The 15,347-nt window shown below is 64.7% G+C and carries 13 protein-coding genes; 3 read left to right on the forward strand and 10 right to left on the reverse strand.

The window, feature by feature from the left end:
- Positions 1-78 precede the first annotated feature (78 nt).
- The 8 genes from FB481_RS14005 to FB481_RS14040 form a co-directional block, all read right to left on the reverse strand.
- The gene (locus FB481_RS14005; protein ID WP_147176781.1) at positions 79-1,035 is read right to left on the reverse strand and encodes a GlxA family transcriptional regulator; all 957 of its coding nucleotides are present in this window, start codon (positions 1,033-1,035) and stop codon (positions 79-81) included.
- Positions 1,036-1,189: 154 nt separating this feature from the next.
- Complete coding sequence (locus tag FB481_RS14010) at positions 1,190-2,092, reverse strand: LysR family transcriptional regulator (protein ID WP_147176782.1); 903 nt, start codon at positions 2,090-2,092, stop codon at positions 1,190-1,192.
- Positions 2,093-2,202: 110 nt separating this feature from the next.
- On the reverse strand, positions 2,203-2,829 hold the full coding sequence (ycaC, locus tag FB481_RS14015; protein ID WP_147176783.1) for an isochorismate family cysteine hydrolase YcaC: 627 nt from the start codon (positions 2,827-2,829) through the stop codon (positions 2,203-2,205).
- The gene (locus FB481_RS14020; RefSeq protein WP_147176784.1) at positions 2,826-4,469 is read right to left on the reverse strand and encodes an MFS transporter; all 1,644 of its coding nucleotides are present in this window, start codon (positions 4,467-4,469) and stop codon (positions 2,826-2,828) included. Before FB481_RS14020 ends, ycaC begins: the two co-directional genes overlap by 4 nt.
- Positions 4,470-4,706: 237 nt before the next feature.
- Entirely contained in the window at positions 4,707-6,548 is a 1,842-nt protein-coding gene (locus tag FB481_RS14025; RefSeq protein WP_178109885.1) for an amidohydrolase, read from the reverse strand.
- Between the two features lie 148 nt (positions 6,549-6,696).
- Complete coding sequence (locus FB481_RS14030) at positions 6,697-7,515, reverse strand: alpha/beta fold hydrolase (protein WP_147176786.1); 819 nt, start codon at positions 7,513-7,515, stop codon at positions 6,697-6,699.
- Between the two features lie 34 nt (positions 7,516-7,549).
- The gene (locus FB481_RS14035) at positions 7,550-8,113 is read right to left on the reverse strand and encodes an antibiotic biosynthesis monooxygenase (RefSeq protein ID WP_147176787.1); all 564 of its coding nucleotides are present in this window, start codon (positions 8,111-8,113) and stop codon (positions 7,550-7,552) included.
- 176 nt (positions 8,114-8,289) lie between these two features.
- Complete coding sequence (locus tag FB481_RS14040) at positions 8,290-8,679, reverse strand: DUF3592 domain-containing protein (RefSeq protein ID WP_093505634.1); 390 nt, start codon at positions 8,677-8,679, stop codon at positions 8,290-8,292.
- A gap of 210 nt (positions 8,680-8,889) precedes the next feature.
- On the opposite strand from FB481_RS14040, the gene FB481_RS14045 reads away from it, so the two are divergent.
- The 3 genes from FB481_RS14045 to FB481_RS14055 all read left to right on the forward strand — a co-directional run bounded on the left by FB481_RS14045 (position 8,890) and on the right by FB481_RS14055 (position 10,690).
- Entirely contained in the window at positions 8,890-9,252 is a 363-nt protein-coding gene (locus FB481_RS14045) for an RcnB family protein (protein ID WP_147176788.1), read from the forward strand.
- A gap of 118 nt (positions 9,253-9,370) precedes the next feature.
- Positions 9,371-9,838 carry a hypothetical protein gene (locus FB481_RS14050; protein ID WP_093505630.1) on the forward strand — a complete coding sequence of 156 codons (468 nt, stop codon included), beginning with the start codon at positions 9,371-9,373 and terminating at the stop codon, positions 9,836-9,838.
- 189 nt (positions 9,839-10,027) lie between these two features.
- On the forward strand, positions 10,028-10,690 hold the full coding sequence (locus FB481_RS14055) for a DedA family protein (RefSeq protein ID WP_013790008.1): 663 nt from the start codon (positions 10,028-10,030) through the stop codon (positions 10,688-10,690).
- A gap of 64 nt (positions 10,691-10,754) precedes the next feature.
- On the opposite strand, the gene FB481_RS14060 is transcribed toward FB481_RS14055, so the two are convergent.
- The gene (locus FB481_RS14060) at positions 10,755-12,206 is read right to left on the reverse strand and encodes an AdeC/AdeK/OprM family multidrug efflux complex outer membrane factor (protein WP_147176789.1); all 1,452 of its coding nucleotides are present in this window, start codon (positions 12,204-12,206) and stop codon (positions 10,755-10,757) included.
- Positions 12,203-15,346, reverse strand: coding sequence for an efflux RND transporter permease subunit (locus FB481_RS14065; RefSeq protein ID WP_093505624.1), 3,144 nt, complete (start codon positions 15,344-15,346; stop codon positions 12,203-12,205). Before FB481_RS14065 ends, FB481_RS14060 begins: the two co-directional genes overlap by 4 nt.
- Between the last annotated feature and the right edge of the window lies 1 nt (position 15,347).

The following is a 15,347-nucleotide window of genomic DNA, read 5'->3' on the forward strand; positions in this document are numbered from 1 at the left end:
GATTCGGCCATCACGGTGCGCAATTCGGACAACCAACCAAAGCCTCTAGCGCGGGCATCGTGGCCCTTCGCCAGCGGGTCAGCCGAACTGGTGACGGTACTGCACCGGGGTCAGCCCCAGGCGCTTGTCGAACATCTGGCGCATATGCCGGGTACTGCCGAAGCCGCTGCGAAAGGCCACGGTTTTCAGCGGCAGATCGGTGCTTTCCAAGAGCGAACGGGCGTGGTCGACCCGGGCGTTGAGCACGAATTCCATGGGCGTCATCTGCAGCTCGCGGGTGAACACGCGGGCGAAGTTGCGCACGCTCATCGCCGCGAACTCGGCCAACAGCTCGACGGTGAACGGCTCCTGAATGTTCTCCAGCACGTACTGCTGCACACGGTCCAGCGGCGTGGCACCCTGGGTGCTCGGTGGCAGCAGCGGGCTGAACTGAGCCTGGCCGCCCTGGCGCTTGATCACCACCAGCAGCACCTTGGCAACGTCCAGCGCGAGCTTCTTGCCGTGGTCGTCGGCGAGCATCGACAGCGCCAGGTCGATACCTGCCGTCACGCCGCCGGAGCTGAGCAGCTTGCCGTCCTTGGTGAACAGCTGATCGCTCTCCAGCTGGGCTTTGGGAAAGCGCTTGGCGAAGCGGTCCAGGTAGTGCCAGTGGGTGGTCACCTGGTGGCCGTCGAGCAGCCCGGCCTCGCCAAGAATGAAGGCGCCGGTGCATATCGCACCATGCCGGCGCGAGGCCTGGGCGGCGTCACGCAGCCAGCCGTACAGGTGCGGGTGCCTGTCGTTGTAGGCGCCGGGGCCACCGGGCACCAGGAGGGTGTCGTAGGCCACCGGCGCTTCGACGGCCAGTTGATCGGCCTGCAGGACGATGCCGTTGGAGGCGCGCACGCTCAGCGAATCCGCGCCCAGGGTGACGATGCGGTAGTGCTCGCTCTCGGGCAGGTAGCGGTTGGCCACCGAGAACACCTCGATCGGCCCTGCCACGTCAAGCATCAGAACATCGGCGAAGAGCACGATCGCCACGGTTTTGCTGGTCATGCACAGTCTCGAACACAAGGGAAAGCAGCCGCCCTGGCGTGGGGCGGCTGTCAGTTTTGTAAATCCTGGCGTCGATTATCTAGGCATGGCCGCCGGTTAAACAGCCCCTCCGGGGGTGCTTTCAGGCAGCACTAAAGTGTTGCTGGTCACTGGCTCAGGCGGCCATGAACCTGAGGATCTGCTCGCGCAACCAGCGCTCGGCCGGGTCCTGATCCTGGACGGCGCGCCAGACCATGGTCAGCTGCGCCGGCACGATCTCGAACGGCGGCTCTTCCATCACCAGGCCGCCGCCCTGCACCAATGCCTCGGCGGCGTAGTCGGGAATGGTGGCGATCATGTCGGAGTTGCGCAGCAGCGCGCCCAGGCCGTTGAAGTGCGGCACGGCCAGGGCGATCTTGCGGCTGCGCTGCAGGCGCGCCAGGTCCTGGTCGATGTTGCCGCACAGATCGCCTGACATCGACACCAGCGCGTGGGGCCGCGTGCAGTAATCGTCCAGGGTCAGTGGCGGCGTGCCGTCGGCGGCGCGAATCACCATGGCGCGGATGTCACGCAAGCTGCGGCACTTGGCGTTGGCCGGCAGCTGAGTGGTGTAGCTGATGCCGATGGACACCTCGCCGGTGGCGAGCAACCCGGGCAGCAGCAGGAAATTCGCGTTGCGCACAACCAATACGCATTCGGGCGCCTGTTGGCGCAGGTGGGCGAGCAACTGGGGCAGCAGGCCGCACTCGACGTCATCGGACATGCCGATGCGAAACACCGCGGTGCTGCTGCTGGGATCGAAGTCACGCACTTCGCTGATCGCCTGGGAAATGCCGTCCAGCGCTGCCGGCAGACGGCGGAAGATCTCCAGCGCGCGGGGCGTGGGCTCCATCTCACGTCCGTTGCGTACCAGCAGCGGGTCGTTGAAGTAGTCACGCAGGCGGGTCAGCGAAGCGCTGATCGCCGGCTGGCCGAGGTAGAGCTTTTCCGCCGTACGCGTGAGGTTGCGCTCGTGCATCAGGCTTTCGAACACGACCAGCAGCTGCAGGTCGACTTTGCGCAGGTCGTTGCGGTTCACGATGGGCTCCCGGAAAAGGCTGCACCGTAGAAATGGATGGGGCCGCGACGGGAAATCCGCCGCGGCCCGCTGAATGGGTGGACGGCTGAGACGCCAGCCACCCTCACCTGTTACTTGCCTTCGGTGAGCGCCGAGTAGCTGGTCATCAGGTTGCGGTAGTCCGGGATGTGGTCCGAGCAGATCTTCGCCAGCCCTTCCACATCGTTGCGCCAGTCGCGGTGCAGCTCGCAGGCCACGGCGAACCAGTTCATCAGCTGCGCGCCGGCGGCGGTCATGCGCTGCCAGGCCGAGTCGCGGCTGATCTGGTTGAAGGTGCCCGAAGCATCGGTCACCACGAACACGTCGAAGCCCTCTTCGATGGCGGCCAGGGCCGGGAATGCCACGCACACTTCGGTCACCACGCCAGCGATGATCAGCTGCTTCTTGCCGGTGGCCTTGATCGCCTTAACGAAGTCTTCGTTGTCCCAGGCGTTGATCTGGCCAGGGCGGGCGATGTACGGCGCGTCCGGGAACAGCTCCTTCAGCTCGGGCACGAGCGGGCCATTGGGGCCGGTTTCGAAGCTGGTAGTGAGGATGGTCGGCAGCTTGAAGAACTTGGCGAGGTCGGCCAGGGCCAGCACGTTGTTCTTGAACTTGTCCGGGTCGATGTCACGCACCAGGGACAGCAGACCGGCCTGATGATCGACCAGCAGAACGGCGGCGTTGTTTTTGTCCAGGCGATTGTAGGGCTTGCTCATGATGAAACTCCGGTTGGGTTGGGAGAACGTGGATCGGGGTTGCGTGGCTCGGGTACGCCGAGCAGGTGACGGATGCGCACGGGTACGCCTTCGCGCTGGTACTGGCGCGCGGCGGCCTCGATGCGCTGTTCGGCCACGGTGACGCGGCCGTGGTGACGCAGGTGTTCGAGCCAGGAGGCATCGAAGAAGAATTCCTGCCAGAGGTGCGGGTTCTCGCTGTCCTGCAGCAAGCCCCAGGACAGCGCGCCGTTGCGCCGGCGCATGGCGCGCACGGCGAGCATCGCGTGGCTGAACGCCTCGGCGTGTTCACGGGGAATGTCGTATTCCAGGGTGACCATCACCGGGCCGCGCTCGCGGTCCAGGTCAGCGCTGAGCACAGGCGCCGGCCAGTGCACGGAAGGCGCCAGATCCTCGGCATCGGTGACCGGCAAACGGAAGCGCCAGGACAGCAGCACGCCGAGCACCAGCATCGCCCCGCCGCCGGCCAGGGCCATGCTCAGCGAGTACTCGCTGGCCAGCGAGCCCCAGACGATGCCGCCCAGGGCGCTGCAACCAAAGAACACCAGGATGTAGACGGCCAGGGCGCGGGCGCGCACCCAACTCGGCACGGATGTTTGCGCGGCGACCTGCAGGCTCGACAGCACGGCGATCCAGGCGGCGCCGCTGACCAGCATCACCGGAATCAGCAGGGTGAAATCGCGAATGAAGGCCAGGCCGAACAGCACCGCGGCATAGGCGAGGCTGGCACCGGCGACGATCAGGTCACTGCGCAGCCGCTCACGCAATTTGGGCAGGAACATCGCCCCGCCGATGGCGCCAGCGCCTACGCAGGCCAGCAGGATGCCGAAGTCCGCCGCCGTACCGTGCAGCTCGCGGCGCACCAAGAGCGGCAGCAGCGACATGCCGGCACTTGCGCCGACGAAGAACGCGAAGGTGCGCACCAGCACGGCCTGCAGCGGTTTGGCACTGCGTGCGTAACGCACGCCGAGGCGCACCGCCCCGAACAGCCGCTCGGCCGGCAGGATGCTCACTGTGGGCGTGCGCTCCCAGGTATACAGCGCAGCGATCACCGCGAAGAACGACACGGCATTGAGGGCGAAGGTCAGCCAGGGGCCGCTGAGGCTGACCAGCACACCGGCCACCGCCGGGCCGATGGCGCGCGCCACGTTCATGCCCAGGCTGGACAGCGCCACGGCAGCCGGCAGCTCGCTCTTGCCGACCAGCTCGGGCGTCAGCGCCGACCAGGCCGGCATCATCAGCGCAGTGCCGATGCCCATGGCCAGGGTCAGCAACAGGAGCAGCGGCACGTTCATCAGCCCGAGCAGCGTCAGGCCGGCGAGCAGCACCGCCACGCTCGCCATCCACAGCTGCACGCTGAGCAGGTAGCGGCGCTTGTCGACGATATCGGCCAGGGCGCCCGCCGGCAGCGCCAGAAAGAACATTGGCAGCGCCGCCGCCACCTGCACCAGCGCCACGGCCAGCGGGCTGGCCGACAGCGAGGTCATCAACCAACCGGCGCCGACCTCGTGCATCCAGGTGCCGATGTTCGAGGCGATGCTGGCCAGCCAAAGCCAGCGGAACACCGATGTGCGCAGTGGGCTCCAGGGGCCGGAGGTGGTTTCTTGGGTGACGCGGGTCATGGGTTATCTCGTTAAAAAGCAGTCGGTGTCGGTAAAAAATGGGCACAGCGGTGCCCGAGGCGGCGGAGAGTCGCCGATAAAAAATGATTCTTCGTTGATGATCGTTCCCACGCTCCGCGTGGTAATGCCGCTCTGGGCGCTCCGCGCCCGCTATAACCTGGGCAGCCCGGACGCGGAGCGTCCTAGCGTGGTGCTCCCACGCAGAGCATGGGAGCGATCAGACGATCACCTGCGGGTTCAGAACGCGAAACACGAACACCCGAACGCGCCCCAGAAGCCGGCGTAGTCGCTCACCGGCACCTTGCTCTGCCGCGCTCGCTCATGGCTGTGGGCGTGTACCGCGCAGGAGCCGACGCACTGGTGCACGGCGGCCTGCAGCGGCGCAGCGGGCTTCCAGTGCCCCGGTACCTTGGCCACCGGCGACCAGTCCGGCAGTACCGGGAGCGATGGGTTGCCGTGCTTGTCGAACTCGTCGGCGCCGTAGACCACCTTGCCACCCACCACCGTGAGCACCGATTCCAGGTACTTGATGGCCTCTTCGGACACGCTGAAATAGTCCTGGGAAAGCACCGCCACGTCGGCCAGCTGACCTACGCGAATCTGCCCCTTCTTGCCCTGCTCGTTGGAGAACCAGGCGCTGCCCTGGGTGAACAGTTGCAGCGCGACTTCCCGCGACAGCCCTTCGGGGTACAACGCGGTGCCGCCCACGGTCTTGCCGCTGACCAGCCAGTACAGCGAGGTCCAGGGGTTGTAGCTGGCCACACGGGTGGCGTCGGTGCCGGCGCCGACCGGTATACCCTCGGCGAGCATGCGTTTGATCGGCGGGGTACTTTCCGCCGCCTGCTTGCCGTAGCGGTCGACGAAGTATTCCCCCTGGAAGGCCATGCGGTGCTGAATGGCGATACCACCGCCCAGCGCCCTCACCCGCTCGATGTTCTTCGGGGTGATGGTTTCGGCGTGGTCGAAGAACCACGGCAGGCCGTTGAACGGGATGTCGCGGTTGACCTTCTCGAACACGTCGAGCATGCGCGAGATCGATTCGTCGTAGGTGGCGTGCAGGCGGAACGGCCAGCGGTGCTCGACCAGGTGGCGCACCACTGGCTCCAGGTCGGCCTCCATGTTCGGCGGCAGGTCCGGGCGTGGCTCGAGGAAGTCCTCGAAGTCGGCGGCGGAGAACGCCAGCATCTCGCCGGCGCCGTTGTGGCGGAAGTAGTCGGTGCCCTGGCCGTAGGTGACGGTCTTGGTCCATTGCTGGAAGTCGGCCAGTTCTTCCTTGGGCTTCTGGGTGAACAGGTTGTAGGCGATGCGCACGGTCAATTGGTCGTTGTCGGCCAGCTCCTGGATCACCTGGTAGTCGTCCGGATAGTTCTGGTAACCGCCGCCGGCATCGATGGCGCTGGTCAGGCCCAGGCGATTGAGCTCGCGCATGAACTGACGGGTCGAGTTGACCTGGTATTCGAGGGGCAGCTTCGGCCCTTTGGACAGGGTCGAGTAGAGGATCATGGCGTTGGGGCGGGCGATCAACATGCCGGTGGGTTCGCCATTGGCGTCGCGCTGGATTTCGCCACCGGGCGGGTTGGGCGTGTCCTTGGTGTAGCCGACCACCCGCAGGGCGGCGCGGTTGAGCAAGGCGCGGTCATAGAGGTGCAGCAGGAACACCGGGGTATCCGGCGCCGCCTGGTTGATCTCGGCCAGGGTCGGCATACGCTTTTCGGCGAACTGGAATTCGTTCCAACCCCCGACCACGCGCACCCATTGCGGGGTGGGCGTGCGGTCGGCCTGGTCCTTGAGCATGCGCAGGGCATCGGCCAGCGACGGCACGCCTTCCCAGCGCAGCTCGAGGTTGTAGTTCAGGCCGCCGCGGATCAGGTGCAGGTGCGAGTCGTTGAGGCCGGGAATGGCGGTACGCTTGTTGAGGTCGATGACCTTGGTGGCGGCGCCCTTGGTGGCCATGGCCTCGGCGTCGCTACCGACCGCGATGAAGCGGCCATCCTTGATCGCCACGGCGCTCGCATGCGGGCGCTCGGGGTCCACGGTGTGGAATTTGCCGTTGAGCAGGATCAGGTCGGCGTCGTTCATGTTGGCTCCGAATGCATAGCCGGCACCGCCGGCAAAGGGTAAGGCGGACCACAGCGCGCCAGCCGCGCCGAGCAGGCCACCGGCAGCAACGACCTGGCGGCGTTTCGGGTCTTTGGGATCATCGGTCATGGCTGGGCGCTCCGGTCGATCAGCGGGACACGAAGGCCAGCAGGTCTTCGTTCAGACACTGCTGATGGGTCACGGCGAAGCCATGGGGCGCGCCTTCGTACACCTTTAGTTCGGCGCCCTCGATCATCTGCGCGGCGAGGCGGCCGGTGGTTTCGAACGGCACGATGGCGTCGGCGTCGCCGTGGATCACCAGAGTGGGCACGTCCACCTTGGCCATGTCGGCGCGGAAATCGGTTTCCGAGAAGGCGGTCACGCAGTCGACGGTGCCCTTGAGCGACGCCAGCAGCGCGATGTTGAAGGTCTGGGTGAGCACGCCATCGGAGATCGCGTGGCCCTTGTCGATGCCATAGAACGGCGTGGCGAAATCGCTGATGAACTGCGCGCGGTCCTTGAGCAGGCCGTCCTTGATACCGGCGAATACCGAGGCGTCGACGCCCTCGGGGAAATCCGCGGCCTTGCCGAAGATCGGCGTGACCGCGCCGAGCAGCGCCAACTTGCTCACCCGCGAGGTGCCGTGGCGGCCGATATAGCGGCTGACGTCGCCGCCGCCCATGGAAAAGCCCACCAGGGTCACGTCATGCAGGTCGAGGTGCTCGATCAGCTGGGCGATGTCGTCGGCGAACGTGTCGTAGTCGTAGCCCGTCCACGGCTGGCTGGACCGCCCGAAACCGCGACGGTCGAAGGCGATGGTGCGGTAGCCGCGGCTGCTCAGGTACTGCATCTGGTATTCCCACATGTCAGCATCCAGCGGCCAACCATGGCTGAACAGCACGGGCTTGCCGCTGCCCCAGTCCTTGAAATAGATCTCGGTGCCGTCACGGGTGGTGAATGTGCTCATGGCGATAACCTCTCGGATAGGAATGTGGGGAAAGTCAGCGGGCGCTCAGCCAGCCCGCACAACAGCGGGTGACCACCGGCATGATCCAGAACACCACCGGTACGACGATGCACAGGGTGATCAGCAGGTTGCTCGGCACCACGCCGCCCAGCGCCGGGTACTGCTGGAACAGCGGTAGCCACAGTTGCGGGATGAGCATGGTTAGCGGGCAGATGACCAGGTAGGTAAGCACCGCCTGCTTCCACTTCGGCGGCTGCGGCGCCTGGGCATGTTCGGGGGTGAACCAGAATTCGTGGTCGCGGCTGACCTGGATCTGGTCGCCGCCTTCGAGCAGCGGCAGCACTTCGTCGATCAGCAGACGCCGGCGATCCGAGGCGATCCACTCGTCCAGTTGCCAGCCTTCGGCGAAGCGCAGCACGGTGGTGAAGGCATCACCCTGCCCTGGGACGCGGATCACGTTGACGCCCAGGTGGCCCGGCTGCTGTTCGGCGGCGGCCAGGGCGCGCTTGAGCCAGGCTTCATAGGCAGGCAGGCAACCGGGGCGCACCTGGTGCTGGATGACCAGGGTCACCACATCGCTCGGCACAGTGGTTGGCATGGTGGAACGTCCCTGGCAGCGAAATCGACCCGCGAGGCCAACGCCTGCGGCATGACGATCAGCAAGCCTGCGGCTGCACCCCGACCGTGCAGCCACTATGCCGCTGCGTCGAGCGGCGTTATTGGACGTATGTGCTCAGCTGGCAATCGACCAGCGACTGCGGTCAGCAAGCGGGCTCAGTTGAGCAGCAGCTCGACCAGCAGGAAGGCGACAGCGATGGCGCACAGCAGCACGCCCAGCCAGAAGAACGAGGCGCCGCGCTGCACCGGGGTGTCGATCACCGCGCGCTTGGGAAACGCCGGATCGTAGCGCACCGCCACCGGATCGCCTTTGCGGTAGTGGCGCCAGCTACTCATGCTGCTTTCGTGCATGTGCAGGTTGCCGTGCTCGTCGCGCCATTCAAAACGCGGGTAGCGGCTCGGCGTACTCAGCCCCCATTCACTGGCGATGATGCGCCCCTGCGCGCACAGCCAGTCGCGGCTGGCGCGCCGGCGGGAAAGGCCGATGCCCATGAGCACAGCGCCGACGCAGCCGAACACCAGGGCGAGAAAAACGGGAACAGGCATGACTCACTCGATTACTGGGACCTGAATAGATAGTGCCGGGCCAAAGCCTGAAGGTTCATGGAAAAAACCTGCCGTTCGGCGGCGTGTGCATAAGTGTCATCTGCAAAGGCGTATAAGAGGACGACAGGCCGGTTGGGTGGTGAAAATTTAGGTTGAGTGTTCGGCAACCTGCCGTGTCCATCTCTATGGACACGGATTAAGGAGAGTCACATGAAAACCACGCCTACCCTCAGCATCTTGTTCGGCGCCCTGCTGGCCAGCGGCATGGCCCATGCGGCCGACCCAGCCCAACAGGAACCGGCCCGCGAGGCCTACCAAGGTCAGGTGCTCAAGCAGCAGCCCGACCAGGAAGACCCGCAAGCCAAGGACCCGATGCACATCGGTGATCTCAAGGAAGGCACCCCGGCACCGCACAAGTACTGGCGTGACGACTATGCGATCAAGGACCTGAAAAAGCACAACCTGCCGGAGCCCGAAGACAAGGAGCACGAGCATTGGGTGAAGATCGGTACCGATTACGTGTTGCTGAACAACAACACCGGCACCATCCAGCGCATCATCAAGGGTAAGTAACCGCTCTGGCACGCTGTACCGACACGTAAATAAAGCTCAACGGCGCCGCGCAAGTGGCTATCATTCACGCAGGTTCCGCCATGCCTCGTGTCGGTTCTTTCTCTTCTAGGGATGGATGATGAAAGCTTCAGCAAGCAAGCCCAAAAGCCCGCGCAGCGATTTCGCCCGCAGCGCCATCGCCGTGGCGGTCGGCGCCGCGCTGGCTTATGGGGGTATGCAGCTGTTCGCGCGCCTGTATCCGGCGCCGGAGCAGCCCACCACCATAAAGCTGGCGCCTGCGCCGGTATCGGCTCCAGCCTCGGCGAGCTCTCCCGCAACGCCTGCAGCAGCACCCATCGAGCCTGTGGCACCTGGGGAAGATCCCTGGTGGCGTGGTGATGCCGCGTTCTGGCAGGAGCAGGCACGTTTGAACAGCGCCGCCGTGGCGCCACAATACCGCGAACTGCAATTCGCTTGGTCCGAACGTATGGCGGCACTCGCCAAGCAGCGCGCCGCACAGGACATCGGCAAACGCGACCCGGCCACGATGCAGGCCAAGGATGCGCAAACCACCGAACTGCACGTCCAACCACGCAGCAAACCCTGACTTCGGCCGAATCGGCCACCCTGCCCGCCTACATTGATCGTCATCACGTTGCCTAACGGAACGCTTGTCACGACGTAGGCTCAAAACCCTGCTCTGGCCTCGCGCCTTTGTACACCGATGCGAGCATAATGCTGCCCCCGCGCAACCCGCCCCGATCCATGGCGGGCTGCCCAATCGTTGGAGCCTTAGATGGAATTCATTCACCTGGTTATCGATTTCATTCTGCATATCGACCAGCACCTGGCGGCCCTGACCGCCCAGTACGGCACCTGGATCTATGCGATCCTGTTCCTGATCGTGTTCTGCGAAACCGGCCTGGTGGTTACGCCGTTCCTGCCCGGTGATTCGTTGTTGTTCGTGGCCGGCGCCATCGCCGTGCACGGCGAGATGAACGTACACCTGCTGGTGCTGCTGTTGATCACCGCGGCGATTCTGGGCGATGCGGTGAATTACACCATCGGCCGCTTCCTGGGCGAGCGCCTGTTCCGCAACCCGGACTCGAAGATCTTCCGCCGCCGTCACCTGGAAATCACCCAGCAGTTCTACGCCCGCCATGGTGGCAAGACCATCATCCTGGCGCGCTTCGTGCCGATCGTGCGCACCTTCGCGCCCTTCGTCGCCGGCATGGGCCGCATGAGCTACGCACATTTCGCCGCCTACAACGTGGTCGGCGCGATCCTCTGGGTCACCCTGTTCACCTACGGCGGCTATTTCTTCGGCAATCTGCCGGCGGTGCAGAGCAACCTGCACTACCTGATCGTCGGCATCATCATCGTGTCGATCCTGCCGGGCGTGATCCAGCTGATCCGCCACAAAATGGGCAGTTCCAGCCGCGTGCAGACGCCGCAATAACCGAACGGCAGACATGAAAAAGCCCGCGTTTTTACGCGGGCTTTTTGTTGGTCGCTTGCTACGGTCAGGATTGCGGTGCCGGCTCGCTGGCCGGCGCAGCCTGGTTACGCTCGTTCCAGCCACCACCGAGCGCCTTGTACAGGTTGATCTCGCTGGTCAGCTGCGACAGGCGCACGCCGATCAGTTGCTGCTCGGCGCTGAACAGCTGGCGCTGGGCATCAAGCAGGGTCAGGTAGCTGTCCACACCGGTACGGAAGCGGCGGTCGGCCAGGTCGTAGTAGTTCTCCGAGGTTTCCACCAGGTTGCGCTGCGCCTGCAGCTGCTCCTCGTAGGTGCCGCGGGCTGCAAGGCCATCGGCGACTTCCTGAAAGGCGGTCTGCACTGCCTTCTCGTAGTTCGCCACCTGAATGTTCTTCTGGATCTCGGCGTAGTCAAGGTTGGCGCGCAGGCGACCGGCCGTGAAGATCGGCAGGTTGATCTGCGGCTGGAACAGCCAGGTGCCCGAACCGCCGTCGAACAGACCCGACAGCTGACGGCTGGCGGTGCCGGCGTTGGCGGTCAGGCTGATGCTCGGGAAGAACGCTGCACGCGCGGCGCCGATGCTGGCGTTGGCGGCGAGCAGTTCACGCTCGGCCTGCAGCACGTCGGGGCGACGCTGCAGCAGGTCGGACGGCAGGCCCGCCGGCACGCCGGCCAGCAGCTGCTTGTCCAGGCCATCGCCTTGCGGCAGGTCGGCCGGCACTGGGCCGCCGAGCAGCACGCCCAGGGCGTTACGATCCTGGGCGACCTGGCGGGTGTACTGCGCCAGGTTGGCCTGGGCGGTCTGCACCGCAGTGCGCGCCTGGCTCAGGGACAGCGCGTCGGTCACGCCGACGTCGAAGCTGCGCTGGGTCAGCTCCAGGCTACGCTGATAGGTGCCTAGGGTATCGCGGGTCAGCTTGAGCAGCGCCTCGTCAGCCTGCAGCGTCAGGTAGGCGTTGGCCACACTGGCGATCAGGCTGATCTGGGTGCTGCGCCGGGCTTCTTCGGTGGCGAAGTACTGCTGCAGGGTCTGCTCGTTGAGGCTACGCAGACGCCCGAAGAAGTCCACCTCCCAGGCATTAACACCAACGGTAGCGCTGTACTGACCGCCAACCGTGGAACGGCCGGTCTGCGACAGGTCGGCCGGCGTGCGCTGGCGAGTACCACTGCCACCGGCCGAAATGTTGGGGAACAGCTCGGAACGCTGGATGCGGTACTGGGCCTGGAAGGCTTCGACATTCAACGCCGCAACGCGCAGGTCGCGGTTGTTGTTCAGCGCGGTTTCCACCAGGCGCTGCAGCGCCGGGTCACGCAGGAACTCGCGCCAGCCCAGATCGGCGGCAGCCACCGAACCCTGCACGTTACTGCCCTCGTAGGCTTTGCCCTGAGGCCAGGCGTTGTCGACGGGCGACTGCGGGCGCTGGTAGTCAGGGATCATGGTGCAGCCGCTGAGCACGATGCCCGCGACTGCCAGAGACAACAGGGACTGCCTCACTGGACGGCCTCCTCATCATTGGATTGTTTGACGCTCTTGTCCTTGAACATCGAGCTGACCACCACATAGAACAGCGGAATCCAGAAGATCGCCAGGACCGCGGCAGTAAGCATACCGCCGATCACACCGGTACCGATGGCGTGTTTGCTGCCTGAACCCGCGCCACTGGCGATGGCCAGCGGCACAACGCCGAGGATGAATGCCAGGGAGGTCATGATGATCGGGCGCAGACGCATACGACACGCCTCGACGGCGGCCTCGAGATGGCTCTTGCCCTGTTCGTGCAGCGCCTTGGCGAACTCGACGATGAGGATCGCGTTACGCGCCGACAGACCGATGGTGGTGATCAGACCCACTTGGAAGAACACGTCGTTGGACAGCCCGCGGCCCAGGGTGAACAGCAGCGCACCGAGAATACCCAGCGGCACTACCAGGATCACCGAGAACGGAATCGACCAGCTCTCGTACAGCGCCGCCAGGCAGAGGAACACCACCAGCAGCGACAGCGCGTAGAGGGCCAGGGTTTGCGAACCGGCCAAGCGCTCCTCGTAGGATTGCCCCGTCCAGTCGTATCCGATGCCCTGCGGCAGTTCGGCGGCAATGCGCTCCACTTCGGCCATGGCCTCACCAGAACTGTGGCCAGGCGCCGGCGCACCGAGAATCTCGATGGCGCTCACACCGTTGTAGCGCGACAGCTTGGGCGAACCGTAGACCCACTCGCCGGTCGCGAAGGCACTGAACGGCACCATCTGACCCTGATCGTTACGCACGTGCCACTTGCTCAGGTCCTCGGGGTTCATGCGCGAGTCGCTCTGACCCTGCAGGTAAACCTTCTTGACCCGGCCCTTGTCGATAAAGTCGTTGACGTAGCTGCCACCCCAGCCGATCTGCAGGGTGGTGTTGACGTCCGACAGCGACACACCGAGGGTACGCACCTTCTCGTCGTCGACAATCAGCTTGTACTGCGGCTCGTCGAGCAGGCCGTTGGCGCGCACACTGCTGAGCACCGGGCTCTGGTTGGCCAGCTGCAGGAACTTGTCACGGGCCTGGTTCAGGGTCGCCTGGCCAACACCTGCACGATCCTGCAGGAACAGGTTGAAGCCAGTGGCGTTACCCAGCTCCATGACCGCTGGCGGCGCGAAGGCGAACACCATGGCATCGCGGAACTCGCCACCGAAGAAGCGACCCTGAGCACGCTGCGCCAGCTCCGCAACGCTGGTGCCTGCCGCGGTACGCTCGGACCACGGCTTGAGCATGATGAACGCCATACCCGAGCTCTGGCCGCGACCTGCGAAGTTGAAGCCGGTCACGGTAAACACCGAGTTGACCACGTCCTTCTCGTCTTCGAGCAGGTACTTGCGCATGTCGTCAACGACCGCCTGGGTACGCGCGGCACTGGAGCCCGAAGGCGTCTGCACCTGAGCGAACAGCACGCCCTGGTCTTCCTCAGGCAGGAACGCAGAAGGAATCAGGGTGAACAACCAGCCGGCGATGGCGACGATCACCGCATAAAGGATCAGGAACGGTACCCGGTGCTTGACCACGCCACGCACACCACGCTCGTAACCGTTGACGCTGCGCTCAAAGGTACGGTTGAACCAGCCGAAGAAGCCGCGTTTCTCGTGGTGATCACCTTTGGCAATGGGCTTGAGCAAGGTGGCGCACAGCGCCGGGGTGAAGATCAGCGCCAGGATCACCGAGAGGACCATGGCCGACACGATGGTGATCGAGAACTGCCGGTAGATCACCCCCACCGAACCGCCGAAGAAGGCCATCGGCAGCAGCACCGCCGAGAGCACAACGCCGATACCCACCAGAGCACCCTGGATCTGGCCCATGGATTTGCGCGTCGCCTCACGTGGCGACAAGCCCTCCTCGCGCATCACCCGTTCGACGTTTTCCACCACCACAATGGCGTCGTCCACCAGCAGGCCGATGGCCAGAATCATGGCGAACATGGTCAGGGTGTTGATGCTGTAGCCGAATACCGCCAGCACGCCAAAGGTACCAAGCAATACCACCGGCACCGCCAGAGTGGGGATCAGCGTGGCGCGGAAGTTCTGCAGGAACAGGTACATGACCAGGAAGACCAGCACGAAGGCTTCGGCCAGGGTCTTGACCACGCCGTGGATCGATTCCTGCACCACCGGAGTGGAGTCATACGGCATCACCACTTCCATGCCGGCCGGGAAGAACGGCTTGAGCTGGTCGATGGTGGCACGGATCGCCTTGGCGGTATCCAGGGCGTTGGCACCGGTGGCCAGCTTGATCGCCAGACCGGATGCGGCGTTACCGTTGAACTGTGCACGGATGTTGTAGTTCTCGCCGCCCAGCTCGACCTTGGCGACATCGCCCAGGCGTACCTGAGAGCCGTCGCGATTGACCTTGAGCAGGATGTTGCGGAACTGCTCCGGCGTCTGCAGGCGAGTCTTGCCAATGATGGTAGCGTTGAGCTGCTGGCCAGGGCCGGCGGGCAGGCCACCGAACTGGCCGGAGGAGATCTGCACGTTCTGCGCCTGAACGGCGGTGCGCACGTCGACGGGGGTCAGCTGGAAGTTGTTGAGCTTGGCCGGATCGAGCCAGATACGCATGGCGTACTGGGCACCGAACACCTGAAAGTCACCGACGCCCGGCGTCCGAGAAATCGGGTCCTGCATGTTGGCGACGATGTAGTTGGATAGATCCTGGTTGGTCATGCTGCCGTCGGTGGATACCACACCGATCACCAGCAGGAAGTTCTTCACCGCCTTGGTGACGCGCAGACCCTGCTGCTGGACTTCCTGAGGCAGCAAGGGAGTGGCCAGCTGCAGCTTGTTCTGTACCTGAACCTGGGCGATGTCCGGGTTGGTGCCCTGGTTGAAGGTAACGATGATCTCCATGCTGCCATCGGAGTTGCTCGCCGAGCTGATGTAACGCAGCCCATCGATGCCGTTCATCTGCTGCTCGATCACCTGCACCACGGTGTCCTGCACGGTCTGCGCGGAAGCCCCCGGGTAGTTGACCTGGATGCTCACCGCCGGCGCGGCGATGCTCGGGTACTGATTGACGGGCAATTTGAGGATGGACAGGCCGCCGGCCAGCATGATCACCAAGGCGATCACCCAGGCGAAAATCGGCCTGTCGATGAAGAAATTCGACATC

It is taken from the genome of Pseudomonas sp. AG1028 (assembly GCF_007993955.1).
GTDB classification, from domain to species: Bacteria; Pseudomonadota; Gammaproteobacteria; order Pseudomonadales; family Pseudomonadaceae; genus Aquipseudomonas; species Aquipseudomonas straminea.

What these genes read in the sequence shown, in the direction of transcription:
- ycaC (WP_147176783.1), bottom strand. Translation starts at nt 2,829, where the DNA reads ATGAGCAAGCCCTACAATCGCCTGGACAAAAACAACGCCGCCGTTCTG.
- FB481_RS14065 (WP_093505624.1), bottom strand. Translation starts at nt 15,346, where the DNA reads ATGTCGAATTTCTTCATCGACAGGCCGATTTTCGCCTGGGTGATCGCC.
- FB481_RS14020 (WP_147176784.1), bottom strand. Translation starts at nt 4,469, where the DNA reads ATGACCCGCGTCACCCAAGAAACCACCTCCGGCCCCTGGAGCCCACTG.
- FB481_RS14050 (WP_093505630.1), top strand. Translation starts at nt 9,371, where the DNA reads ATGAAAGCTTCAGCAAGCAAGCCCAAAAGCCCGCGCAGCGATTTCGCC.
- FB481_RS14025 (WP_178109885.1), bottom strand. Translation starts at nt 6,548, where the DNA reads ATGAACGACGCCGACCTGATCCTGCTCAACGGCAAATTCCACACCGTG.
- FB481_RS14035 (WP_147176787.1), bottom strand. Translation starts at nt 8,113, where the DNA reads ATGCCAACCACTGTGCCGAGCGATGTGGTGACCCTGGTCATCCAGCAC.
- FB481_RS14005 (WP_147176781.1), bottom strand. Translation starts at nt 1,035, where the DNA reads ATGACCAGCAAAACCGTGGCGATCGTGCTCTTCGCCGATGTTCTGATG.
- FB481_RS14055 (WP_013790008.1), top strand. Translation starts at nt 10,028, where the DNA reads ATGGAATTCATTCACCTGGTTATCGATTTCATTCTGCATATCGACCAG.
- FB481_RS14040 (WP_093505634.1), bottom strand. Translation starts at nt 8,679, where the DNA reads ATGCCTGTTCCCGTTTTTCTCGCCCTGGTGTTCGGCTGCGTCGGCGCT.
- FB481_RS14045 (WP_147176788.1), top strand. Translation starts at nt 8,890, where the DNA reads ATGAAAACCACGCCTACCCTCAGCATCTTGTTCGGCGCCCTGCTGGCC.
- FB481_RS14030 (WP_147176786.1), bottom strand. Translation starts at nt 7,515, where the DNA reads ATGAGCACATTCACCACCCGTGACGGCACCGAGATCTATTTCAAGGAC.